This is a genomic window from Mesorhizobium sp. CA7 (genome assembly GCF_020165015.1).
GTDB lineage: Bacteria > Pseudomonadota > Alphaproteobacteria > Rhizobiales > Rhizobiaceae > Mesorhizobium.
Genome location: NZ_JAIUHH010000014.1, coordinates 1 through 21,449 on the forward strand (window position 1 = coordinate 1; position 21,449 = coordinate 21,449).

A 21,449-nucleotide genomic window follows, 5' to 3' on the forward strand; every position below is an offset into this window, starting at 1 on the left:
CAAGGAAGCTCCTGGTCGTCCTCAACGCTATCATTCGCGACAAAACCGCATTCGCGTGAACACAGTTGCCATGCCGTGACGCTAAGGCGTTGCTGCGGTTACAGAATTCTGCACCGTTGCACTCTACGGCAAGGGCCACGGCATGGATACTCGGGTCAAGCCCGAGTATGACGACGACACGGGGGTTTCGGCTAATCTCCAACGCAGGCGCTAGCCGCGCCCGCTTAGCCACCGCCATCTTCAGCCAAAGCGCCTTTTCCGAGCGTCGAACCAGCCCGGCATGGGCCGCGCGATCAACCTCGGTCAAGCACGCCCGCAGGGCTTTTTTGTTGCGCCCACCGCTGCACGTTTCCCGAAGCTACTTCAGCCCTTCGCCGGGATGGTCAGGCCCCTCTTCACCGCAGGCCGTGCCAGGCCGCGCTCCAGCCATTCGGCAACGGTCGGGAAATCGTCGAAACCGACCAGGTCGCGCGCCTCGTAGAACCCGATCAGGTTGCGCACCCAGCCCAGCATCGACACATCGGCGATGGTATAGTCGTCGTCCATGATCCACTTGCGACCCTTCAGGCGCGTTTCCATGACGCCGATCAGCCGCCGCGACTCGTCGCGGTAACGCTCCAGCGGCCGCTTGTCGGCGATCTCGCGTCCGGCGAATTTGTGGAAGAAGCCGACCTGCCCGAAGATCGGGCCGATCGCCGCCATCTGGAAGAACACCCATTGGATCGTCTCGTAGCGGCGCGCCGGATCGGCGGGAATGAGCTTGCCGGTCTTGTCGGCCAGATAGAGCAGGATGGCGCCGGATTCGAACAGGCCGATCGGCTTGCCGCCCGGACCGTCCGGATCGATGATCGCCGGTATCTTGCCGTTCGGATTGAGCGACAGGAATTCCGGCGTCCAGCTCTCATTCTTGCCGATATCGACATAATGCGACTCATAAGGCAGGCCGATCTCCTCCAGCGCGATCGACGCCTTCACGCCATTGGGCGTCGTGGCGGAATAAAGCTGCAGGCGCTCGGGCTGCTTGGCCGGCCAGCGCTTGGCGATCGGAAAGGCGGACAGGTCGGTCATCGCAAACTCCGGATGCGGATCGGCAGCGGGCGGCGCTCATGGCGGGTCAGGGAGAATTAGGATCCCGGCCGGCCGGGATCAATACACCGGCAAGCGGCTTGGCATGGACACACAGTCAACCAGTGGGCCGCGGTCAAACCGTCTTGAAGGCCAGCACCGCATTGGTTCCGCCGAAGGCGAAACTGTTGCTGAGCGCCGCGCGCACCCTGCGCTCGCGCGCCGTGTTCGGCGTCACGTCGAGATCGCATTCGGGGTCCGGCTCGCGGTAATTGGCGGTCGGCGGCACGATGCCGTCGCGGATCGCCATAACGCAGGCGAGCATCTCCAGCCCGCCGGAAGCGCCGAGGCAATGCGCATGCATCGACTTGGTCGAGGACACCGAAAGCGAACGGGCATGCTCGCCGAAGACGCGCTTGATTGCCGCGGTCTCGATCTGATCATTAGCCTTGGTGCCGGTGCCGTGCGCGTTGAGATAGTCGACATCTTCCGGATTGAGCCCGGCATCCGCCAGGCAAAAACGCATTGCCGCTTCCGGTCCCTCGATGGTCGGCGCGACGATGTCGGAGGCATCGGCAGAAAGCCCGACGCCGGCGATCTCGGCCAGGATGGTGGCGCCGCGCGCCATCGCGTGATCGTAGCTTTCCAGCACCGCCATGCCGGCGCCTTCGCCGAGCACCAAGCCGGCACGGTCGGCCGAGAACGGGCGGCAGGTGTCGGGCGAAAGCACCCTGAGCGCCTCCCAGCCCTTCAGCACGCCCCACACCAGCGGCGCTTCGGTGCCGCCGGCGACCATCACGTCGGCGCGGCCGAGCCTGATCTGGTCGACGGCCGAGGAAATCGCATGGTTGGCCGACGAGCAGGCCGAAGTGGCCCCGAAAACAGGACCGCGCAACCCGAGATTCATGCTGACCTGGCCGGCGGCCGCGCCCGGCATCACTTTCGGCACGGTGAAGATGGCGGCGCGGTTGCGCCCTTCGAGCAGGATGGCGCGGTAATTCTCCTCGATCGTCTCGAAGCCCGCGACGCCGATGCCGACGATTGCGCCCATCCGGTAGGTGTTGTCGGCATGTGCGGTCAAGCCCGATTGCTGCATGGCTTCCCGCGCCGCGATCACGGCCAGCAGGCTGAAGCGGTCCATCGACACGACCTGCTTGCGGTCGATGCCATGGTCCGGCAATTGCTTGATTTCGCAGCCGGTCTTGACCTTGAGGTCATGCAGCGACGGATTGTCGATAGGGCCGATGGCCGAGCGGCCGGCGCGCATGGCGTCCCATATCGCCGCCGCATCGTTGCCGAGCCCGCAAATCCCGCCAATACCGGTGATGACGACGCGTTTTTGCATGCAGTCAGGCTTTTTTCGCGATCAGTTCGCGAACCGCCTCGACCATGTCGCCGACGTTCTTGAGGTTGCTCCAGGCATCGACCGTGTTCATCTCGATCTCGATGCCGTACTTTTCCTCGAGATCGAAGATGATCTCGGTCAGCTCCAGCGAATGGATGCCGAGCGTGCCGAGATCGGTGCTGGCGGTGATTTCCTCGCCGCCGGTATCGGCATGCGCCTTGATCTTTTCGATGATCTCGGTCGTCAGCTGGTCAGCCATTCGGTTCCTTCCCTGTCGTTGCCCGACGCCAACTGATCAGCGCCTCTTTTTTTGATCCCCGGACCCAACAAACGCCGTTGCCTTACCTCGCCAGGCACCGCGCGACCGCTCCAAGGTGGCTTCCCTCTATAGAAACCGAAACGATGTCAAGCAACAAGCGATATCGACAAAGCCGCCGGAGTGCTTAACCTGGGATCATGGACATGATCGGCAACACTTTGACATCCCAGCCTGCCTCGCCTTTGGCCGCCCCTTCCTTGCCTGCCGCGCAACGCGTTGCCGGCCTAGGCAGGCTTATCTGCGGCAAGAGCGGCGGCCGGACGCGCCTGCGGCGGCTCTATCAGGACGGATCGGCCAAGATCCGCCTGCCGGCGGTGCAAGGCGATCCGCTCGAGGCGGTGCTGATCAACACCGCCGGCGGGCTGACCGGCGGCGATCGCCTCGGCTGGACGGTCGAGGTCGGCGCCGACGCCTCCGCCGCCGTCACCACCCAGGCCTGCGAGAAGGTCTATCGCGCCGCCGCCGACAGGGCCGAGACAAGCGTCAACCTGCGGGTCGGTCCGGGCGGCCGCATCGCCTGGCTGCCGCAGGAAACCATCGTTTTCGACCGCGCCGCCTTCGCCCGCACGCTGGATGTCGAGCTTGGCGACGATGCCGAGGCATTGGTGCTGGAGGCCGCGCTGTTCGGCCGGCTGGCGATGGGCGAGCGGACAACCAACGGCAGTTTCCATGACCGCTGGCGGGTCCGCCAGGGCGGCGCGCTGATCCATGCGGAGGATTTTCGGCTCGGCCCGGACATCGCCGCAACGCTCCAGCGGCCGGCGGCGACCGGCGGCGCGCTTGCCGTCGCCACATTGCTGCTGGTGTCGCCGCAGGCCGAAAGTCTGCTGGAGCCCGCCCGCGCCATCATCGGCGACCCCGCCATCGGTGGTTGGGGCGGCGCCAGTTTCTGGCGCGTCGGCCGATCTGGCAAGCTTCTTGCGAGGCTCTGTGCCGGCGACGGCTACCAGCTCCGCAAGCGGCTGGTTCCGCTCGTCGAACTGCTCAATGGGCGGGCGGGCCTGCCTAAATTGTGGTCACTCTGATTTCGATTGCCGGGAAGTTGCATGAACCTGACGCCGCGTGAAAAAGACAAACTGCTGATCGCTATGGCGGCGATGGTGGCGCGCAAGCGGCTGGAGCGCGGCGTCAAGCTCAACCATCCCGAAGCCATCGCCCTTATCACCGACTTCGTCGTCGAAGGCGCGCGCGACGGCCGCCCGGTCGCGGAACTGATGGAAGCGGGTGCGCATGTCGTCACCCGCGCCCAGGTCATGGACGGCATCGCCGAGATGATCCACGACGTCCAGGTCGAGGCGACATTTCCCGACGGCACCAAGCTGGTGACCGTGCATGAACCGATCCGGTGAGGAGGAAGACAGATGCTGGAGCTCAGGCCGAATTGCGAATGCTGCGACAAGGATCTGCCGCCGGAAGCGGCCGATGCGCTGATCTGCACCTTCGAATGCACCTTCTGCGCCGACTGCGTGGACAATGTGCTGGGTGGCGTCTGCCCCAATTGCGGCGGCAATTTCGCGCCGCGGCCGATCCGGCCGGCGGCCAAGCTGACGAAATATCCGCCGTCGACCAGGCGCGTGCTCAAGGCCGAAGGCTGCGGCCCGCGCAAGGCCGCTTGACCGGCTCAATTGGAAGGGCAGAAAGATGATCCCCGCTTCGACGAAACGTACCACGCTTGCCGCGATCCTTTTCCTGGCGGCCGCCATGCCGGCCTATGCCCATGTCGGCATCGCCACGACCTCGTCCTTCGCCGCCGGTTTCGCGCACCCGCTGTCCGGTCTCGACCACATGACGGTCATGATCGCCGTCGGCCTTTGGGCGGCGCTGAAGGGCGGCAAGGCTATCTGGGCCTGGCCGCTGGCCTTTGTCGGCGTGATGCTGGCCGGCGGCGCGCTCGGCATGCTGCATGTGCCGATGCCTTTCGTCGAGCCCGGCATCCTCGCTTCCGTGGTGACGCTTGGCCTGCTGGTGGCGCTGGCGATCGACCTGCCGGTCTCGACCGGGATCGCGGTCATCGGTCTGTTCGCGCTGTTCCATGGTCACGCCCACGGCACGGAAGTGCCCGAAAACGCCGGCGGGCTGGAATACATTGCGGGCTTCGCCGCCGCGACGGCCCTTCTCCATGCCGTGGGCATCGCGGCGGCCCTCGGCCTCGGCATGCGCTTCCGCAGCCTGGCGCGCGCTGCAGGTGCGGCTTGCGCGGCGGCCGGCGTCGGCCTCGCCTTCGGCGTGTTGTGAGGGCGCGATGATTCCCGGCGAAATCATCGCGGCCAAGGGCGAGATCGAGCTCAACAATGGGCTGCCGACCGTCACGCTCAAGGTCGCCAACAGCGGCGACCGGCCGATCCAGGTCGGCAGCCACTATCATTTCTACGAGACCAATGAGGGCCTGAAATTCGACCGCGAGAGCGCGCGCGGCATGCGGCTCGACATCGCCGCCGGCACCGCGACGCGCTTCGAGCCCGGGCAGGAGCGCGACGTCACGCTGGTGCCGCTGGGCGGCAAGCGCGAGGTCTATGGCTTCCAGCAAAAGGTGATGGGCAAGCTGTGACGTCCGCCGGCGCGCTCACATCACTTCGGAGGCTTGGCGGCGGCATAGATGACGACCTTCCCCGGATTGTCGAACTCTACGGCGAGCACGTCCTCGGCCTGCACGCGCCGCGAATCGATCGCGTTGAAGAGCAGGGCGTTCGCCTCGATCTCCTGGCGCAGTTCGGCGACATCCTCCTGATGCTGCTTCACCTTGTTCTCTATCGCCGGCGGCGGCCCGCCCTCGCTGCGCGCCGCGTCGGTCAGGAACACGATGTCGACCGTATCGAGCTTGGTTGTCTTTCGCACCGTGCCGATGTTGTCGCGGGTGCGGTCGATGGCAGTGATGACCTTTCCGGCCTCCGTCGAGGAAAGCGCCTCTTCCTGCCGGACATCGGAATCGACGATTGCCGCGGCAGGCCTGTCGTTGTCCAGCGGCTGCGCCGCGGGCGCTGCATGCGGCCCGGCCACGAAAAGCGTGGCGGCAACCGCGGAACTCCATCTTTTAAAACGCGGGGCTTTCGCCATCGCTCGCTCCTGACTGAACTCGTGGCGGGGCGACAACAGCGAAACGGTCCTGCTTGGCCGGAGGTTCCCTTCAAAAGCCGGCAGGCGGACCGTGACGCGGCCCGCATTCCCTTCAAAATAAGGCAGGCGGACCGCAAGGCGGCCCGCCTGGGCGTGCAATTAGCTCGCCTTCTTGGTGATCAGCGTCAGCGCGCCATTGGGCTGCATGCTTGCAGCGATCACTTGCGCGGAGCTCATGCCCTTGGCTTCGAGCGCGGATTTGACCTTGGGCGTGGCGTCGATCGACTTGCGCAATGTCTGCAGGCCGGCATCGCCGCGCTGCGCCACGATCTGGTTGACCTGCGTCTGCGTGTCCTTGGGCAGTTCGGTGATGTCGACGACATTGACGCTTTGGATAGCGGGCGCCGCGGACTGGGCCTTCGGCGCGGCGGGCGCGGTCGGCGCGGGACTGGGCTGCGGCGTCGGCTGCTGCTGGGCATTGGCAGTGCCCGCCATCAACGTAGTGGCGGTTGCGGCGAGAAGAATCGCTTTGAGCATGGATATTCCTTCCATCGGTTTGGCAAACGGTCGTTCTGGGCTGACCGGGGCACCTCAACCGCCAAATGGGAGCGCAAGGTGTCGCCGAGCGGGTCATTGCGTGACCATTGGGTGGCGACAATGTGCACCTCGCGTTCATTCAACCTGAATTTCGGGAGCAATCGCTGATGGCCAGGATAAGCCGTGCCGCCTATGCGCAGATGTATGGACCGACGGTCGGCGACAAGGTGCGGCTTGCCGACACCGAGCTCTTCATCGAGGTGGAGAAGGATCTCACCGTTTACGGCGAGGAAGTAAAATTCGGCGGCGGCAAGGTCATCCGCGACGGCATGGGCCAAAGCCAGGTGACGCGGGCCGGCGGCGCCGTCGATACCGTCATCACCAATGCGCTGGTCGTCGATGCGCTCACCGGCATCGTCAAGGCCGATATCGGCCTGAAGGATGGCCGCATCGCCGCGATCGGCAAGGCCGGCAATCCGGACACGCAGGGCGGCGTCACCATCATCATCGGCCCCGGCACCGAGATCATCGCCGGCGAAGGCAAGATCCTGACGGCCGGCGGATTCGACGCGCATATCCATTTCATCTGCCCGCAGCAGATCGAGGAAGCGCTGATGAGCGGTGTCACGACAATGCTGGGCGGCGGCACGGGCCCCGCGCACGGCACTTTGGCCACCACCTGCACGCCGGGACCCTGGCACATGGCGCGCATGATCCAGTCCTTCGATGCCTTTCCGATGAATATCGGCCTGTCGGGCAAGGGCAATGCGTCAAAGCCGGCGGCGCTTGAAGAGATGGTGCTGGCCGGCGCCTGCTCGCTGAAGCTGCATGAGGACTGGGGCACGACCCCGGCCGCCATCGATTGCTGCTTGTCGGTCGCCGACGCCTACGACGTGCAGGTAATGATCCATACCGATACGCTGAACGAATCCGGCTTCGTCGAGAACACGGTGGCGGCCATCAAGGGCCGCACCATCCATGCCTTTCATACCGAGGGCGCCGGCGGCGGCCATGCGCCCGACATCATCAAGGTCTGCGGCCTGCCCAACGTCATCCCTTCCTCGACCAACCCGACCCGGCCATACACGGTCAACACGCTCGCCGAGCATCTCGATATGCTGATGGTGTGCCACCATCTGTCGCCGTCGATCCCGGAGGACATCGCCTTTGCCGAAAGCCGCATCCGCAAGGAGACGATCGCCGCCGAGGACATACTGCACGACATCGGCGCCTTCTCGATAATCTCTTCCGACAGCCAGGCCATGGGCCGCGTCGGCGAGGTGGCGATCCGCTGCTGGCAGACCGCCGACAAGATGAAGCGCCAGCGCGGCGCGCTGCCGGACGAGACCGGCGACAACGACAATTTCCGCGTCCGCCGCTACATCGCCAAATACACGATCAATCCGGCCATCGCGCATGGCCTGTCGAAGGAGATCGGCTCGATCACCGTCGGCAAGCGCGCCGATCTCGTGCTGTGGAATCCGGCCTTCTTCGGGGTCAAGCCGGAGATGGTGCTGGTCGGCGGCTCGATCGCCGCAGCACCCATGGGCGATCCGAACGCCTCGATCCCGACGCCGCAGCCGATGCACTACCGGCCGATGTTCGGCGCCTATGGCAAGGCCTTGACCAATTCATCGGTGACCTTCGTCTCGAAGGCCGCCTTCGACGCCGGCCTGCAGGGCAGGCTGGGCGTCGACAAGGCGATGATCGCGGTCGAGAACACGCGCGGCGGCATCGGCAAGCATTCGATGGTGCTCAACGACGCCACGCCGCATGTCGAGGTCGATCCCGAGACCTACGAAGTGCGCGCCGACGGCGAGCTGTTGACCTGCGAGCCCGCGACCGTGCTGCCGATGGCGCAGAGGTATTTCCTGTTTTGACAGGCGGCTGATCGGTGAATGGGCAAATATCGTTGCGGCTCGCGCGCGCAGACCGCAATATGCGGCAAAGCAGCAGCCGCATTGTGATTACGCATGCCCACCGAAATCGCCTCCCCGCACGACATCTTCCCGCATATCCGCATCGTCATGGGCATGGTGATCGGCCTCGGCGTCACGCGTCTGCTTTCGGGAACTGCCCGCATCGTCCAGCATCCAGGCCAGTACCGGCTCTATGCGGTGCATCTCGCCTGGGTCGCTTCGGTGCTGTTGATGCTGGTGCATTTCTGGTGGTGGGAATTCGGCCTCTACGCGATCGAGAACTGGACCTTCGGCAAATATCTTTTCATCATCTTCTACGCCATCACACTGTTCCTGCTTTGCGCGCTGCTGTTTCCGGATTCGATGCTCGACTACACCAGCTACGAGGATTATTTTTACTCGCGCCGCGCCTGGTTCTTCGGGCTGCTGGCGGCTACCTATCTGCTCGACGTGATCGACACGCTGCTCAAGGGCCCGGAGCATTTCGCCCGCTTCGGCAATGAATATCTGATCCGCACGCCGGTCTTCGTCGCGCTTTGCCTGGTGGCGATCCTGGTACGCGACCGCCGTTTCCACATCGCTTTCGTCGCGGCTGCGCTTGTCTACCAGATATCGTTCATCCTGCGGCTCTTCGACACCATCGTCTGAGCGCCATTGGGCTGATACGGGCGATGGTCTAAGGTTTCGGAAAAGCAAGGTTAACCATGTACAAGGCCGTCGGATCGCGCGGATCCCGGGTCAGCCGGGTGCTCTGGATGCTCGAGGAGCTCGGGCAGCCCTACGAATTCGTCGAGGTGAAGCTGCGCTCGCCGGAGGCTTACGCGCTCAACCCCTCCGGCAAGGTGCCGATCCTGATCGACGGCGACCTCCAGGTGACCGACTCGGCGGCGATCTGCGTCTATCTGGCCGATAAGCACGCCGACAAAGGCATGGGCGCCAATCCGGGTCTTGCCGGCCGTGCCGAGATGGATTCCTGGATGCATTTCGCCCAGAGCGAGCTGGAAGCGCCGCTGTGGAACAAGCTGCGCCACCGCTTCCTGCTGCCCAAGGATGTGCGGGTCGATGTCGGCCCGGCCGCAGCCTATGATTTCGCATCCGAAATAAAGGCGCTGGAACGGCGGCTTGGCGACAAGCCCTTTGCGCTGGGCGACCGCTTCTCGGCCGTCGACGTGCTGCTCGGCGATATCGGCGGCTGGGCGCGCGCCGGCCGTTTCCCGATCGATTCCGAAAGGGTAAATGCCTATTTCGACCGTGTCCTTCAGCGCCCCGCCCGTGCAAGGGCGCAAGCCAATGGCGGAGCCATGAAATGAAGCTCAACATTAACACCGATTTCACCAAATTCCCGCGTGCCGTTTCGGTGCTCGCCGCCGACGATCCGGCTTTGACCGAGCCCTACGACAAAGCCGTGCTGCCGCATGACGAGCGGCACCTGCGTCGCCGCGCCATCGAGACGGCCGGTGGCGAAAAGGTGCTGGTCGACCTGCCCGAGCCGGTGGCGCTCGGTAATGGCGACCGGCTGGTGCTGGAAGACGGCCGCCAACTCGAAATCGTCGCCGCGCCCGAGGAGGTCTACGACATCCGCGCCCGCGACGCGGTTCATCTCACCGAACTTGCCTGGCACATCGGCAACCGTCACCTCGCGGCGGCGATCGAGGCGCACCGCATCCTCATCCTGCGCGATCATGTCATCAAGGCGATGCTCGAAGGCCTCGGCGCCACGGTGAACGAGGTTTCGCAGCCCTTCAGCCCAGTGCGTGGCGCCTATTCCGGGCATAGCCGCGACCACGGCCATTCGCATGATCACGATCATGACCACCACGGCCATGATCACGATCACCACGATCATGCGCACGACCACCACCACCATCATGACTGAGGAGCTTTCCAGCGTCGCGCTGCTGCGGCTGATGGCCTGGCTGTCGCCGTCCTTTCCGGTCGGCGGCTTCTCTTACAGCCACGGCCTCGAACGCGCCGTGCAGGACGGGCTGATCGCCGGTCGCGACGATCTTGCGGGCTGGCTCGAAACGCTGGTCGAGATCGGCTCGGGCTGGAACGATGCCGTGCTCTTCGCCGAAAGCTGGCGCCGCGGACGTGACGGCGGCGATCTCAGCGAGGTTGCCGCGCTGGCCGAAGCGCTTGCCGGGTCGCAGGAGCGGCACACGGAAACCATGCTGCAGGGCACAGCCTTCCTCCAGGCGGCGTCGGCCTGGTCGTCTCGAGCGCTGGAGCGCCTGCCGGCCGATTGCCCCTATTGCGTAGCAGTCGGCGCCCTTGCGGGCAGCAGCGGCATCGGCCTTTCGGAGGCGCTCTCCGCCGTTCTGCAGGCTTTCTTCTCCAATCTCCTGCAAGCGGCAATCAGGTTGGGTGTCGTCGGCCAGGTCGACGCCGTCGCATCATTAGCCGGCTTCGAACCTCTGGCGCTGGCAACCGCATCGCGCGCCGCCGCTTCCAGCCTGGACGATCTGGGTGGCGCGGCCTTCATGTCCGACATCATGGCGATGCAGCACGAGACGCAATACTCCAGGCTGTTCCGCTCATGATCGTGCTTGCCGTCATCCTCTCCTTGGTCCTGCTCCTGATCACAACGCTGCACGTCTATTGGGGCATAGGCGGTATCTGGCCGGGCACGGACCAGGCATCCTGCGCCCGCGCCGTCGTCGGCTTCCGCGGTGTCGATGAGATGCCGTCGTCATTCGCGAGTTTTGCTGTCGCCGCTTGCCTCGCGCTCGCGACGCTCTGGCCACTGGCGCTCGCGGGTGTCTTTGCGACGCCCTTTCCACGGGAAGGCCTGGCTGCCACGGCTTTGATGATCGGCCTCGTCTTCCTCGGCCGCGGCATCGCCGGCTTCACGCCCTGGTGGCGCCGGTTTGCGCCCGAACAGCCTTTCGCGCGGCTTGACCAAAGTCTTTATTCGCCGCTTTGCCTCTTGATCGGGGCAGGCTTCTCAATCCTTGCCATCACGGAGTTTCCGGCATGACATCGAAAAACGGTCCTCTTCGCATCGGCATCGGCGGGCCGGTCGGCTCCGGCAAGACGACGCTCACCGAAAAGCTCTGCAAGGCGCTGCGCGACGACTTTTCGATCGCCGTCGTCACCAACGACATCTACACCAAGGAGGATGCGATGATGCTCGCGCGGCTACAAGCATTGCCCGAAGAGCGCATCGTCGGTGTCGAGACCGGCGGCTGTCCGCACACCGCCATCCGCGAGGATGCCTCGATCAATCTGCGCGCCATTGCCGAGCTGAACAAGAAATTCCCGGATCTCGACATCATCTTCATCGAATCCGGCGGCGACAATCTCGCCGCCACCTTCTCGCCGGACCTTGCCGACTTGACCCTCTACGTCATCTCGGTCTGCCAGGGCGAGGAGATCCCGCGCAAGGGCGGCCCGGCCATCACCCGCTCGGATTTCCTGATCATCAACAAGAGCGATCTGGCGCCCTATGTGAACGTCAACCTCGACGTCATGGAGAGCGACGCCGGCCGCATGCGCGGCAAAAGGCCCTTCGGCTTCACTGATCTGTCGCGCGGCAAAGGCTTGCAGGAAGTGATCGACTTTATCGTCGAGCAAGGCGGCCTTCAGTCGACGCGCCCGGCGGCTTGATCCGCTGAGCCAGCGTTTATCGGTTGCTCGCAGCCGCCATGCGCGGCATTCTCGGAAAACAAACCCAAGCGGAGGATTTTCGATGAGCCTTGCCCGCCTGCACAAGGAACCGCTGAGCAACCTGCCTTACTATGAGGAGCGGGTCGATCTCGCCGCCGCCTTCCGCTGGACGGCGCGGCTCAACATGCATGAGGCGGTGGCCAACCATTTCTCGCTGTCCGTCAACGACGAAGGCACGAAGTTCCTGATGAATCCCAACCAGGTGCATTTCTCGCGCATCAAGGCGAGCGACCTGCTGCTGATCGACGCCAACGATCCCGACACGCTGTCCGGCCCCAACGCGCCCGACCCGACCGCCTGGGGCCTGCACGGCGCCATCCATCGCAACGTCCCGCATGCGCGCTGCGCCATGCATGTCCATTCGATCCACGCCACGGTGCTTGCCTCGCTGGCCGATTCGACGCTGCCGCCGGTCGACCAGAACTCGGCCATGTTCTTCAACCGCCATGTCGTCGACGCCAATTATGGCGGGCTGGCTTTCGAGGAAGAGGGCGAACGCTGCTCACAGCTTCTCACCGACCCCAAGGTCAAGGTGATGGTCATGGGCAATCACGGCGTGATGGTCATCGGCGACACCGTCGCCGACACCTTCAACCGCATGTTCTATTTCGAGCGCGCCGCCGAGACCTACATCAAGGCGCTGTGGACCGGCCGTCCGCTGCGCACGCTCTCCGACGAGATCGCCGAGAAGACCGCGCGCGAAATGGACGATTATCCGGGCCAGGCCGAGCGCCATCTGGCGGAGCTGAAAGCGATCCTCGACGAGGAAGAGCCGGTCTATAGGAACTGATGCTGACCCCTTCCTTCTCCCCGGTTACGCTACGCATAGATCTTCTGTGACTGACTGATCGGGCCCCGGCTTGATCGCGACGTGGTTCCCCCAATCCGTCGCTGCTTCGCAGCGCCACCTTTCCCCCCTCCGGAGGGAAAGGAAGGGAGCGTTGCTGGACGATGTCGACGACAAAAAGCCTGGCGCCTTTCCTCTCCCCCGTCGATCGGGGGAGAGGTGGCTCGGCGAAGCCGAGACGGAGTGGGGGTCGACCAGCGCCACATTGGACAATGCATGCGCCAAGCTGCTCGAAGGTCCAATGAGGGGCAGGGCCGATCTTGGCGGTCCCGTTAGAGTCCAAGCTCTTTCCGCAGCTCCTCGGCGCTGCTGATCACGATCGCGCCGGCCGGACCTTCCATTGGCGCTTCCGGCCAGAAGATCGTCTTCATGCCGGCCGCCAGTCCGGCCATGGCGCCGGTCAGGCTGTCGTCGACGGCGAACGCGTCCACCGGCTCGACGCCGGCCAGGTAGGCGGCGCGCAGGAAGGGCTCGGGCAGCGGCTTGCCGTCGATCACATCGTTGCGGCTGACCGTCAGCATGCCGGGATAGGTGAGGCCGACGGCGCGCAGATTGGCGTCGACGATCAGCCGGTCGGAGTTGGACACCACCGCCTGCTCGACGCCGAGCGCGCGCAATTCGTTGAACACTTCGATCGCGCCGGGGCGTGGCTTCAGCGTTTCGGCCAGCGGCAAATAGTGATCGTATTTGCGCACGATCCAGTCATCGAAGGGCAGGGCGAGGCCGAATTCGTCGCGCAGCATCTCGTAGACCGGCCATGCCGCGATGCCCAGCACGCGCTCATGCAGGTCGTGCGGCGGGGCGATGCCGACGCTGCGCAGCGCCGCCGCCAGCGCCGCCGCGTGCAACGGCTCGCTGTCGACCAGTGTTCCGTCCATGTCCCAGAAAACGGCTTTTGGCGTCATGCGCGGCTCCTTTCGCCGATCCCCTTAATCGGTTTCCGGGTGGAGATAAACCATCCCGCCGGCAAATGCTTGGGCGGACGGCTGACTGGTCCGTCGAGAGCCTTCGACACGTGCAAGCAATTGCTCTTTCGATAGACAATTGCGCGACGCGATATTCGCTGTAAGCTATGGCGCCCGTTTCAGCATTCTCGCGGGCGGGGAGGCAGGACGTGTATTCGCGACAGGAAACCGGCAGCACCAGGTTGGACGACGCCGCGCGCGCCGGCTGGCTCTATTACGTCGCCGGCAACACGCAGGACCAGATCGCCGCCAAGCTCGGCATCTCCAGGCAGACGGCGCAGCGGCTGGTGTCGCTTGCCATGTCGGAAGGGCTGATCAAGGTGCGGGTCGACCATCCGATCGCCAATTGCCTCGACCTCGCCGCGCGGCTGAAGTCGCGCTTCGCGCTCGACCTTGTCGAGGTTGTGCCGAGCGACCCGACCTCGAACTCGACGACGATCGGCATCGCCGAGGCGGCCGCCGCCGAGATCGAACGCCGGCTGCGCTCAGAAGCCCCCATCGTCATGGCGATCGGCACCGGGCGCACGCTGAAGGCCGCCATCGAGCAGCTGCCGCCGATGGACTGCCCGCAGCATAAGGTCGTGTCCTTGACCGGCAACATCTCGCCCGACGGTTCGGCCGCCTTTTACAACGTCATCTTCACCATGGCCGACCGCGTCAAGGCGCGGTCTTTCCCGATGCCGCTGCCGGTCATCGCCTCCTCGCCGGAAGAGCGCGAGATGCTGCTCAACCAGCCGATGATCCAGCCGACGCTGGCGCTGGCCGCGGAAGCCGACGTCACCTTCGTCGGCATCGGCGATCTCGGGCCCAAGGCGCCGCTCTACGAAGACGGCTTCATTTCAGAAGGCGAGCTGAAGGCGCTGCAGAAGGCCGGCGGCATCGCCGAGATCGTCGGCTGGGTGTTCGACCGCGAGGGCCGCATGATCGAAGGCATCACTAACGACCGCGTCTCTTCCGCCGCGCTGCCGTCGCGGGAGAAGTCGCTGGTCATCGCCTTGGCCATGGGCGAGCGCAAGCTGCCGGGCATCCTGGCGGCCGTCAACCGCCGGCTGGTCAATGGCCTCATCACCGACGAGCGGACTGCCGAAGCCCTGCTTGCCGGCTGATTGCCCATAAAACAGCCGGCTTATTGGGAGGGGCTGCGCGGGTCGTTGCCGTCGAGAAAACCCATGTCGCGCTGCAGATGCTCGGATAGTTCCCGGACATCGATATAGCCGCGCCTGCGGCCCGAAAACCGTGCAAATCCGCGCATAAGCGCGTAAAACCAGCCGTGCGCCGGGGTGGAAACGAGTTTTTCCTGAAGCGTGACCATGATCGTCAGCCTTGAACTGGATTGATCGTTGATCCCAAATATCGGTCTGGCCGGTTCGTGCTTCCAATTAAACCTCGATCATGACCCATAAGGAGGCCTTATGCCCGATCTCAGCCCTCCGCAGCTTGCGCCGCTGCCGCCGCTGCAGGCGATCCGGGTGTTCGAAGCGGTGGCAAGGCACCTGTCCTTCACCAAGGCGGCGCAGGAACTGGGCATGACCCAGGCGGCCGCGAGCTACCAGATCAAGCTGCTGGAGGAGCGCATCGGCGCGCCGCTGTTCCTGCGCAGGCCGAAGCAGATCGAGCTGACCGAGCCCGGCCGGCGCCTGGCGCCCGCCGTCAGCGAAGCTTTTTCCATCCTGGGCCAGGCCTATGCCGCGGCGCGCGGCGGCGCCGACGGACTGCTCTGCGTCACCACCGTGCTGACCTTCGCCTCCAACTGGCTGGCGCAGCATCTGGGCTCGTTCCAGCTCGCCCATCCGGCCCTTGCCGTGCGGCTCGACACGTCGAGCCGCCTCACCGATTTCACGCGCGAGGATGTCGACCTCGCCATCCGCTCCGGCGGCGGCAAGTGGCCGGGCCTTGAGGCGCACAAGCTGCTCGACGCCGACTTCACGCCGATGCTGAGCCCCAAGCTCGCGGCGAGCATCGGCGGCGTCAAGGAGCCGGCGGACCTGTTGCGCCTGCCGATCCTCGACCCCGGCGACATCTGGTGGACGCAATGGTTCGAGGCCGCCGGCGTGACCGGGCACGACCTCGCCAAACGGCCGGGCTCCAGCATGGGCGCGCAGGCCTATGAAGCGAACGCGGCCATGGCCGGCCATGGCGTTGCGATCCTGACCAGGTCGTTGTTCAAGAACGAGATCGCCGACGGCCGCCTGGTCCAGCCCTTCGACCTCGTCGGCGACGACGGCCATGCCTATTGGCTGGTCTATCCGACGGCGCGCCGCAACGTGCCGAAGATCCGCGCCTTCCGCGACTGGCTCCTGGCCGAGATCGCCTGCCCGTAAGCCAATCGCCCTGACGTTCCTCCTCCCTAGGATACCGGCGCGTCGCCCAACCGGGTCGTGCGGCGTCATTTCTGCTGCGCTGCAGCACAGATTCAGGGTTGACATAATTCACGCCAAGTGAGTAATTGCCCAGAGCCAAGGCAAATGCTCATCTTGGTTTATGGGAGGAATTTGATGAAACTTCGCACGCTCACCCTGGGCCTGTTGTCGGCCAGCGCCCTCGCTTTCGCCGCGAATGCCGAATCCATCACCATCGCCACCGTCAACAATGGCGACATGGTCCGCATGCAGAAGCTGACGGACGACTTCACCAAGGCCAACCCCGACATCCAGCTCAACTGGGTGACGCTTGAAGAGAACGTGCTGCGCGAGCGTGTCACGACCGATATCGCCACCAAGGGCGGCCAGTACGACGTCATGACCATCGGCACCTACGAGGTTCCGATCTGGGCAAAGCAGAGCTGGCTCCTGCCGCTCGACAAGCTCGGCGACGACTATGACGTCAAGGACATCATCCCGGCCATCGCCGGCGGCCTTTCGGTCGACGGCAAGCTCTATGCCGCGCCCTTCTACGGCGAGAGCTCCTTCGTCATGTACCGCAAGGACCTGATGGAGAAGGCGGGCTTGAAGATGCCCGACGCGCCGACCTGGGACTTCATCAAGCAGGCCGCCGACAAGATGACCGACCGCGCCAATGGCGTGAACGGCGTGTGCCTGCGCGGCAAGGCCGGCTGGGGCGAGAACATGGCCTTCCTCACCGCCATGTCGAATTCCTTCGGCGCCCGCTGGTTCGACGAGAACTGGAAGCCGCAATTCGATCAGCCCGAATGGAAGAACACGCTGCAGTTCTATGTCGACCTGATGAAAGCCGACGGTCCGGAAGGCGCTTCGTCCAACGGCTTCAACGAGAACCTGGCCCTCTTCCAGCAGGGCAAGTGCGGCATGTGGATCGACGCCACGGTCGCGGCGTCCTTCGTCTCAGATCCGAAGGCCTCGAAGGTCGCGGACAAGGTCGGCTATGCGCTGGCGCCCGACAACGGCCTCGGCAAGCGCGGCAACTGGCTGTGGGCATGGTCGCTCGCCATTCCCGCCGGCACCCAGAAGGCCGATGCCGCCGAGAAATTCGTTTCATGGGCGACCTCGAAGCACTATCTCGAGCTCGTCGCCTCGAAGGAGGGCTGGGCCAATGTTCCTCCTGGAACGCGCTCCTCGCTCTACGCCAATCCTGAGTACCAGAAGGCGGCGCCCTTCGCGAAAATGACGCTGGACTCCATCAACGCCGCCGATCCGACGCATCCGACCGTCAAGCCGGTGCCCTATGTCGGCGTGCAGTTCGTCGCCATCCCTGAATTCCAGGGCCTCGGCACCACCGTCGGCCAGCTCTTCTCGGCAGCCCTTGCCGGCCAATCGAGCGTCGACGACGCGCTGAAGCAGGCTCAGGACGCCGCCACCGCGGCGATGACCGAAGGCGGCTACATCAAGTAAGGCTCCTCCCGGTGCCGAACGCCGGTAGCGCATCATGACCGGCAAGGGGCCGCCCGAAACCCAGTTCGGGCGGCCACCCTTCAAAATCGGGAAAATTCTGGCACGACTCTGAAAATCCGGCTGACCTTGGGAGGGTGACCGTCATGGCTACTCAGCAAACCCGTTCGCTTGCCCGTTTCATGATGGCGCCATCGGTGATCCTGCTGTTCGTCTGGATGATCGTGCCGCTGCTGTTCACGCTGTGGTTCTCGTTCCAGCAATACAATCCGCTGAACCCGATCCGTAACGGCTTTGTCGGCTTCTCGAACTACGCGCTGTTCTATTCCAACCCGGCCTTCCTCTCCTCGATCCTCAACACGCTCATCATCGTTGTCAGCGTGCTGGTCATCACCGTGGTCGGGGGCATCCTTTTGGCGTTGTTGCTCGACCAGCCGATCTGGGGCCAGGGCATCGTGCGCATCCTGGTCATCTCGCCGTTCTTCGTCATGCCGCCGGTCGCGGCGCTGGTCTGGAAGAACATGATCATGCATCCGCAATACGGCGTCTTTGCCGATATAGCGCGCTTTTTCGGCGCCGAGCCGATCGACTGGTTCGGCCAGCATCCGCTGACCGCTATCATCCTCATCGTCGCCTGGCAGTGGCTGCCCTTCGCCACGCTGATCCTGCTGACTTCGCTGCAATCGCTCGACGGCGAGCAGAAGGAAGCGGCCGAGATGGACGGCGCCGGCTTTATTAGCCGGTTCATCTATCTGACGCTGCCGCATATGTCGCGCGCCATCACCGTCGTCATCCTGATCCAGACGATCTTCCTTTTGTCGGTCTATGCCGAGATCCTGGTCACCACCAATGGCGGCCCGGGCTACGCCTCCACCAACCTGCCCTTCCTCGTCTACCAGAAGGCGCTCCTGGAATTCAAAATCGGCCAGGCGTCCGCTGGCGGCGTGATCGCCGTCATTCTCGCCAACATCGTTGCCTTCTTCGCCATGCGCGCCGTCGGCAAGAACCTGGACAAGTAGGGGGAGACGATGCCGCTTGCGCTGAACCACCCCCACTCCGTCCCGCTGCGCGGGACACCTCTCCCCCTGCCCGGGGGAGAGGAAACGCCTGCATCGAAGCCGCGCCCTTCCTCTACCCCGTCGATCGGGGGAGAGGTGGTTTGCGCAGCAAACCGGAGTGGGGGTCGACCCTGCTGCCAACATCGCCGATACGGGAGGACCTGATCATGGCACGCGCAGTCACCACCCAGCACAAGACCATCGCCACGGCCGCGGCCTGGATCGTCGCCCTGCTGATCTTCTTTCCGATCCTTTATACGATCATCACCTCGTTCAAGTCCGAGCAGGAAGCGATCCAGGGCTTTGCACTGATCCCGTCCGGCACCATGGAGAGCTATGCCGAGGTGCAGGCGCAGAGCGGCTATTTCAAGTTCTTCCTGAACTCGGTGATCCTGTCGGTCGGCTCGACGCTGCTTGCGATCCTGATTGCGGTTCCGGCAGCCTGGTCGATGGCGTTCTCTCCGACCAAGCGCACCAAGGACATCCTGATGTGGATGCTGTCCACCAAGATGATGCCGGCCGTCGCGGTGCTGTTCCCGATCTACCTGATCTTCCGCGACACCAGCCTGCTCGACAGCCGCATCGGCCTAACCGTCATGCTGATGCTGATCAACCTGCCGATCGTGGTCTGGATGCTCTACACCTATTTCCGCGAAATCCCGGGCGAGATCCTGGAAGCGGCGCGCATGGACGGCGCCTCGCTGTGGAACGAGATCATCTATGTGCTGACGCCGATGGCGGTTCCCGGCATCGCCTCGACCATGCTCTTGAACATCATCCTGGCCTGGAACGAGGCGTTCTGGACCATCCGGCTCACCACCACCAATGCCGCGCCGCTGACGGCCTTCATCAGCTCCTTCTCCAGTCCGCAAGGCCTGTTCTGGGCAAAGCTGTCGGCGGCCTCGACGCTGGCGATCGCGCCGATCCTGATCATGGGCTGGTTCAGCCAGAAGCAGCTGGTGCGCGGCCTCACCTTTGGCGCCGTGAAGTAGCAACGCCCAAGCGGCGGACGACGAAGACCATCCCCGGGAGGAAACCATGGGAAACATCGCGCTCAAGAACGTCTCCAAGTCCTTCGGGTCGACGACGATCATTCCGAACATCGACCTCAACATCGAGGACGGCGAGTTCGTGGTGTTCGTCGGCCCGTCGGGTTGCGGCAAGTCCACGCTGCTCAGGCTGATCGCCGGGCTCGAGGACACCAGCGGCGGCGCCATCAGCATCGATGGCCGCGACGTCACCCGCGAGGCGCCGGCCAAGCGCAAACTTGCCATGGTGTTCCAGTCCTACGCGCTCTATCCGCATATGACGGTCGCCAAGAACATCGCCTTTCCGCTGAAGATGGCCGGCGAAGACCAGGCGACCATCGACAAGAAGGTGAAGGACGCCGCGCGCATCTTGAACCTCACCAACTATCTCGAGCGCCGCCCAGGCCAGCTGTCCGGCGGCCAGCGCCAGCGCGTCGCCATCGGCCGCGCCATCGTGCGCCAGCCTTCGGCGTTCCTATTCGACGAGCCGCTGTCCAACCTCGACGCCGCGCTTCGCGGCACGATGCGGCTTGAGATCAGCGAGCTGCATCATCAGTTGAAGACGACGATGATCTACGTCACCCACGACCAGGTCGAAGCCATGACCATGGCCGACAAGATCGTTGTGCTCAATGCCGGCAATATCGAGCAGGTCGGCTCGCCGATGGAGCTCTACAAGACGCCGAAGAACCTCTTCGTCGCCGGTTTTATCGGCTCGCCCAAGATGAACATGATCGAAGGCGCGCCGGCGGAGAAATATGGCGCCAAGACCATCGGCATCCGGCCCGAGCATCTCAACATCTCGACCTCGGCCGGCGACTGGAAGGCGACGGTCGGCGTTGCCGAGCATCTCGGCTCCGACACTTTCCTCCACGTCCAGGCGGACGGCATCGGCACCATCAATGTCCGCGCCGACGGCGAGGTCGCGGTCAAGCATGGCGACACCGTCTACCTGACCCCCGACAAGACCAAGCTCCATCGCTTCGGCGCCGACGGCAAGGCGCTGGTGCAGTGAGGCTGAAAGGCAAATCGGCGCTGATCACCGGATCGGCGCGCGGCATCGGCAGGGCCTTCGCCGAAGCCTATGCGCGCGAAGGCGCGACGGTCGCGATTGCCGACATCGACCTGGAAGCGGCGGAAGCGACGGCGAAAGCGATCGGTTCTGCCGCCTACGCGATCAGGCTCGACGTCACGGACCAGTCCTCGATCGAGGCGGCGGTGAAAGCGGTCGAGGCCAGGACCGACGGGATCGACGTGCTGATCAACAACGCGGCGATCTTCGACCTCGCGCCGATCGTCGAGATAACGAGGGCGAGCTACGAAAAGCTGTTCGCGGTCAATGTCGCCGGCACGCTGTTCATGCTGCAGGCGGCCGCCCGCTCGATGATCGCGCGTGGCAAGGGCGGCAGGATCATAAACATGGCCAGCCAGGCCGGACGCCGCGGCGAGCCGCTGGTCGCGGTCTACTGCGCCACCAAGGCCGCCGTCATCTCGCTCACTCAATCGGCCGGGCTCGACCTGATCAAGCATCGCATCAACGTCAACGGCATCGCGCCGGGCGTTGTCGACAGCGACATGTGGGACCAAGTCGATGCGCTCTTCGCAAAATATGAGAACCGGCCCAAGGGCGAGAAGAAGCGGCTGGTCGGCGAAGGCGTGCCTTACGGTCGCATGGGCAAGCCGGAAGATCTCGCCGGCATGGCCGTGTTCCTCGCCAGTGACGAGGCCGAATACATCGTCGCCCAGACCTACAATGTCGACGGCGGCCAATGGATGAGTTGAGGGGGAGGCGCTTCTCTTCTTTCCTCCGGAGAAGACGCCATGGGGCAGGTGAGGGGCAGCA

At 64.4% G+C, this 21,449-nt stretch carries 27 protein-coding genes; 20 read left to right on the top strand and 7 right to left on the bottom strand.

From position 1 onward, the window contains the following. Positions 1-363 precede the first annotated feature (363 nt). The 3 genes from LB552_RS21335 to LB552_RS21345 all read right to left on the bottom strand — a co-directional run bounded on the left by LB552_RS21335 (position 364) and on the right by LB552_RS21345 (position 2,669). Positions 364-1,068 carry a glutathione S-transferase family protein gene (locus LB552_RS21335; protein ID WP_224610040.1) on the bottom strand — a complete coding sequence of 235 codons (705 nt, stop codon included), beginning with the start codon at positions 1,066-1,068 and terminating at the stop codon, positions 364-366. A gap of 133 nt (positions 1,069-1,201) precedes the next feature. Continuing rightward, a complete protein-coding gene (locus LB552_RS21340) occupies positions 1,202-2,410 on the bottom strand; it encodes a beta-ketoacyl-[acyl-carrier-protein] synthase family protein (protein ID WP_224610041.1) in 1,209 nt (402 codons plus the stop codon). Between the two features lie 4 nt (positions 2,411-2,414). Continuing rightward, the gene (locus LB552_RS21345; RefSeq protein ID WP_041003067.1) at positions 2,415-2,669 is read right to left on the bottom strand and encodes an acyl carrier protein; all 255 of its coding nucleotides are present in this window, start codon (positions 2,667-2,669) and stop codon (positions 2,415-2,417) included. A 203-nt stretch (positions 2,670-2,872) separates the two neighbouring features. Here LB552_RS21345 and LB552_RS21350 point away from each other — a divergent pair, with 203 nt between their 5' ends. The 5 genes from LB552_RS21350 to LB552_RS21370 are packed head-to-tail and all read left to right on the top strand — an operon-like array spanning position 2,873 to position 5,277. Then, on the top strand, positions 2,873-3,754 hold the full coding sequence (locus tag LB552_RS21350) for an urease accessory protein UreD (RefSeq protein WP_224610043.1): 882 nt from the start codon (positions 2,873-2,875) through the stop codon (positions 3,752-3,754). A 21-nt stretch (positions 3,755-3,775) separates the two neighbouring features. Next, entirely contained in the window at positions 3,776-4,078 is a 303-nt protein-coding gene (locus LB552_RS21355; RefSeq protein WP_041003069.1) for an urease subunit gamma, read from the top strand. 12 nt (positions 4,079-4,090) lie between these two features. Beyond that, complete coding sequence (locus LB552_RS21360; RefSeq protein WP_224610045.1) at positions 4,091-4,345, top strand: DUF1272 domain-containing protein; 255 nt, start codon at positions 4,091-4,093, stop codon at positions 4,343-4,345. A gap of 25 nt (positions 4,346-4,370) precedes the next feature. Next, positions 4,371-4,964, top strand: a complete 594-nt coding sequence (locus LB552_RS21365; RefSeq protein ID WP_224610047.1) for a HupE/UreJ family protein — start codon at positions 4,371-4,373, stop codon at positions 4,962-4,964. Positions 4,965-4,971: 7 nt separating this feature from the next. Continuing rightward, a complete protein-coding gene (locus LB552_RS21370) occupies positions 4,972-5,277 on the top strand; it encodes an urease subunit beta (protein ID WP_224610049.1) in 306 nt (101 codons plus the stop codon). Positions 5,278-5,297: 20 nt separating this feature from the next. Here LB552_RS21370 and LB552_RS21375 read toward each other — a convergent pair whose 3' ends face one another. Both LB552_RS21375 and LB552_RS21380 read right to left on the bottom strand, forming a co-directional pair. Beyond that, the gene (locus LB552_RS21375) at positions 5,298-5,783 is read right to left on the bottom strand and encodes a hypothetical protein (protein ID WP_224610051.1); all 486 of its coding nucleotides are present in this window, start codon (positions 5,781-5,783) and stop codon (positions 5,298-5,300) included. Between the two features lie 159 nt (positions 5,784-5,942). Continuing rightward, entirely contained in the window at positions 5,943-6,320 is a 378-nt protein-coding gene (locus LB552_RS21380; protein ID WP_140546156.1) for a hypothetical protein, read from the bottom strand. A gap of 167 nt (positions 6,321-6,487) precedes the next feature. Here LB552_RS21380 and ureC point away from each other — a divergent pair, with 167 nt between their 5' ends. From ureC to LB552_RS21420, 8 genes are all read left to right on the top strand, one after another. Then, the gene (gene ureC, locus LB552_RS21385; RefSeq protein ID WP_411966395.1) at positions 6,488-8,200 is read left to right on the top strand and encodes an urease subunit alpha; all 1,713 of its coding nucleotides are present in this window, start codon (positions 6,488-6,490) and stop codon (positions 8,198-8,200) included. 93 nt (positions 8,201-8,293) lie between these two features. Next, complete coding sequence (locus LB552_RS21390) at positions 8,294-8,887, top strand: hypothetical protein (RefSeq protein WP_224610053.1); 594 nt, start codon at positions 8,294-8,296, stop codon at positions 8,885-8,887. Between the two features lie 56 nt (positions 8,888-8,943). Continuing rightward, a complete protein-coding gene (locus LB552_RS21395; protein WP_224610055.1) occupies positions 8,944-9,549 on the top strand; it encodes a glutathione S-transferase family protein in 606 nt (201 codons plus the stop codon). Further along, positions 9,546-10,115, top strand: coding sequence for an urease accessory protein UreE (gene ureE / locus LB552_RS21400; protein WP_224610056.1), 570 nt, complete (start codon positions 9,546-9,548; stop codon positions 10,113-10,115). The genes LB552_RS21395 and ureE overlap by 4 nt, the downstream gene beginning before the upstream one ends. After that, positions 10,036-10,779 carry an urease accessory protein UreF gene (locus tag LB552_RS21405; protein WP_411966396.1) on the top strand — a complete coding sequence of 248 codons (744 nt, stop codon included), beginning with the start codon at positions 10,036-10,038 and terminating at the stop codon, positions 10,777-10,779. Before ureE ends, LB552_RS21405 begins: the two co-directional genes overlap by 80 nt. Continuing rightward, a complete protein-coding gene (locus tag LB552_RS21410; protein ID WP_224610058.1) occupies positions 10,776-11,216 on the top strand; it encodes a DUF3995 domain-containing protein in 441 nt (146 codons plus the stop codon). Before LB552_RS21405 ends, LB552_RS21410 begins: the two co-directional genes overlap by 4 nt. Beyond that, entirely contained in the window at positions 11,213-11,845 is a 633-nt protein-coding gene (gene ureG, locus LB552_RS21415) for an urease accessory protein UreG (RefSeq protein ID WP_095768097.1), read from the top strand. Before LB552_RS21410 ends, ureG begins: the two co-directional genes overlap by 4 nt. An 82-nt stretch (positions 11,846-11,927) precedes the next feature. Next, positions 11,928-12,695: a class II aldolase and adducin N-terminal domain-containing protein gene (locus tag LB552_RS21420; RefSeq protein ID WP_140628305.1), complete on the top strand. Its 768-nt coding sequence runs from the start codon at positions 11,928-11,930 to the stop codon at positions 12,693-12,695. Positions 12,696-13,024: 329 nt separating this feature from the next. Here the strand turns inward: LB552_RS21420 and LB552_RS21425 are convergent, their stop codons facing one another. Continuing rightward, positions 13,025-13,657 (bottom strand): HAD family hydrolase, encoded by a 633-nt coding sequence (locus tag LB552_RS21425; RefSeq protein WP_224610061.1) that lies wholly within the window; start codon positions 13,655-13,657, stop codon positions 13,025-13,027. Positions 13,658-13,824: 167 nt separating this feature from the next. On the opposite strand from LB552_RS21425, the gene LB552_RS21430 reads away from it, so the two are divergent. Then, complete coding sequence (locus LB552_RS21430) at positions 13,825-14,823, top strand: sugar-binding transcriptional regulator (protein WP_263481722.1); 999 nt, start codon at positions 13,825-13,827, stop codon at positions 14,821-14,823. 20 nt (positions 14,824-14,843) lie between these two features. On the opposite strand, the gene LB552_RS21435 is transcribed toward LB552_RS21430, so the two are convergent. Beyond that, complete coding sequence (locus LB552_RS21435; protein WP_224610062.1) at positions 14,844-15,029, bottom strand: hypothetical protein; 186 nt, start codon at positions 15,027-15,029, stop codon at positions 14,844-14,846. Between the two features lie 100 nt (positions 15,030-15,129). Between LB552_RS21435 and gcvA the strand changes: the two genes are divergently transcribed. From gcvA to LB552_RS21465, 6 genes are all read left to right on the top strand, one after another. Continuing rightward, positions 15,130-16,038, top strand: a complete 909-nt coding sequence (gene gcvA, locus LB552_RS21440) for a transcriptional regulator GcvA (protein WP_224610064.1) — start codon at positions 15,130-15,132, stop codon at positions 16,036-16,038. 174 nt (positions 16,039-16,212) lie between these two features. Next, the gene (locus LB552_RS21445) at positions 16,213-17,523 is read left to right on the top strand and encodes an ABC transporter substrate-binding protein (RefSeq protein ID WP_224525737.1); all 1,311 of its coding nucleotides are present in this window, start codon (positions 16,213-16,215) and stop codon (positions 17,521-17,523) included. Positions 17,524-17,666: 143 nt separating this feature from the next. Further along, positions 17,667-18,539 carry a carbohydrate ABC transporter permease gene (locus LB552_RS21450; RefSeq protein WP_095768103.1) on the top strand — a complete coding sequence of 291 codons (873 nt, stop codon included), beginning with the start codon at positions 17,667-17,669 and terminating at the stop codon, positions 18,537-18,539. A 206-nt stretch (positions 18,540-18,745) separates the two neighbouring features. Continuing rightward, positions 18,746-19,570, top strand: a complete 825-nt coding sequence (locus tag LB552_RS21455; RefSeq protein ID WP_224610066.1) for a carbohydrate ABC transporter permease — start codon at positions 18,746-18,748, stop codon at positions 19,568-19,570. A gap of 46 nt (positions 19,571-19,616) precedes the next feature. Beyond that, positions 19,617-20,621, top strand: coding sequence for an ABC transporter ATP-binding protein (locus tag LB552_RS21460; RefSeq protein ID WP_095768105.1), 1,005 nt, complete (start codon positions 19,617-19,619; stop codon positions 20,619-20,621). Then, the gene (locus tag LB552_RS21465) at positions 20,618-21,388 is read left to right on the top strand and encodes an L-iditol 2-dehydrogenase (RefSeq protein WP_224610068.1); all 771 of its coding nucleotides are present in this window, start codon (positions 20,618-20,620) and stop codon (positions 21,386-21,388) included. The genes LB552_RS21460 and LB552_RS21465 overlap by 4 nt, the downstream gene beginning before the upstream one ends. Positions 21,389-21,449: the final 61 nt, after the last annotated feature.

What these genes read in the sequence shown, in the direction of transcription:
- LB552_RS21335 (WP_224610040.1), bottom strand. Translation starts at nt 1,068, where the DNA reads ATGACCGACCTGTCCGCCTTTCCGATCGCCAAGCGCTGGCCGGCCAAG.
- LB552_RS21340 (WP_224610041.1), bottom strand. Translation starts at nt 2,410, where the DNA reads ATGCAAAAACGCGTCGTCATCACCGGTATTGGCGGGATTTGCGGGCTC.
- LB552_RS21345 (WP_041003067.1), bottom strand. Translation starts at nt 2,669, where the DNA reads ATGGCTGACCAGCTGACGACCGAGATCATCGAAAAGATCAAGGCGCAT.
- LB552_RS21350 (WP_224610043.1), top strand. Translation starts at nt 2,873, where the DNA reads ATGATCGGCAACACTTTGACATCCCAGCCTGCCTCGCCTTTGGCCGCC.
- LB552_RS21355 (WP_041003069.1), top strand. Translation starts at nt 3,776, where the DNA reads ATGAACCTGACGCCGCGTGAAAAAGACAAACTGCTGATCGCTATGGCG.
- LB552_RS21360 (WP_224610045.1), top strand. Translation starts at nt 4,091, where the DNA reads ATGCTGGAGCTCAGGCCGAATTGCGAATGCTGCGACAAGGATCTGCCG.
- LB552_RS21365 (WP_224610047.1), top strand. Translation starts at nt 4,371, where the DNA reads ATGATCCCCGCTTCGACGAAACGTACCACGCTTGCCGCGATCCTTTTC.
- LB552_RS21370 (WP_224610049.1), top strand. Translation starts at nt 4,972, where the DNA reads ATGATTCCCGGCGAAATCATCGCGGCCAAGGGCGAGATCGAGCTCAAC.
- LB552_RS21375 (WP_224610051.1), bottom strand. Translation starts at nt 5,783, where the DNA reads ATGGCGAAAGCCCCGCGTTTTAAAAGATGGAGTTCCGCGGTTGCCGCC.
- LB552_RS21380 (WP_140546156.1), bottom strand. Translation starts at nt 6,320, where the DNA reads ATGCTCAAAGCGATTCTTCTCGCCGCAACCGCCACTACGTTGATGGCG.
- ureC (WP_411966395.1), top strand. Translation starts at nt 6,488, where the DNA reads ATGGCCAGGATAAGCCGTGCCGCCTATGCGCAGATGTATGGACCGACG.
- LB552_RS21390 (WP_224610053.1), top strand. Translation starts at nt 8,294, where the DNA reads ATGCCCACCGAAATCGCCTCCCCGCACGACATCTTCCCGCATATCCGC.
- LB552_RS21395 (WP_224610055.1), top strand. Translation starts at nt 8,944, where the DNA reads ATGTACAAGGCCGTCGGATCGCGCGGATCCCGGGTCAGCCGGGTGCTC.
- ureE (WP_224610056.1), top strand. Translation starts at nt 9,546, where the DNA reads ATGAAGCTCAACATTAACACCGATTTCACCAAATTCCCGCGTGCCGTT.
- LB552_RS21405 (WP_411966396.1), top strand. Translation starts at nt 10,036, where the DNA reads ATGATCACGATCATGACCACCACGGCCATGATCACGATCACCACGATC.
- LB552_RS21410 (WP_224610058.1), top strand. Translation starts at nt 10,776, where the DNA reads ATGATCGTGCTTGCCGTCATCCTCTCCTTGGTCCTGCTCCTGATCACA.
- ureG (WP_095768097.1), top strand. Translation starts at nt 11,213, where the DNA reads ATGACATCGAAAAACGGTCCTCTTCGCATCGGCATCGGCGGGCCGGTC.
- LB552_RS21420 (WP_140628305.1), top strand. Translation starts at nt 11,928, where the DNA reads ATGAGCCTTGCCCGCCTGCACAAGGAACCGCTGAGCAACCTGCCTTAC.
- LB552_RS21425 (WP_224610061.1), bottom strand. Translation starts at nt 13,657, where the DNA reads ATGACGCCAAAAGCCGTTTTCTGGGACATGGACGGAACACTGGTCGAC.
- LB552_RS21430 (WP_263481722.1), top strand. Translation starts at nt 13,825, where the DNA reads ATGGCGCCCGTTTCAGCATTCTCGCGGGCGGGGAGGCAGGACGTGTAT.
- LB552_RS21435 (WP_224610062.1), bottom strand. Translation starts at nt 15,029, where the DNA reads ATGGTCACGCTTCAGGAAAAACTCGTTTCCACCCCGGCGCACGGCTGG.
- gcvA (WP_224610064.1), top strand. Translation starts at nt 15,130, where the DNA reads ATGCCCGATCTCAGCCCTCCGCAGCTTGCGCCGCTGCCGCCGCTGCAG.
- LB552_RS21445 (WP_224525737.1), top strand. Translation starts at nt 16,213, where the DNA reads ATGAAACTTCGCACGCTCACCCTGGGCCTGTTGTCGGCCAGCGCCCTC.
- LB552_RS21450 (WP_095768103.1), top strand. Translation starts at nt 17,667, where the DNA reads ATGGCTACTCAGCAAACCCGTTCGCTTGCCCGTTTCATGATGGCGCCA.
- LB552_RS21455 (WP_224610066.1), top strand. Translation starts at nt 18,746, where the DNA reads ATGGCACGCGCAGTCACCACCCAGCACAAGACCATCGCCACGGCCGCG.
- LB552_RS21460 (WP_095768105.1), top strand. Translation starts at nt 19,617, where the DNA reads ATGGGAAACATCGCGCTCAAGAACGTCTCCAAGTCCTTCGGGTCGACG.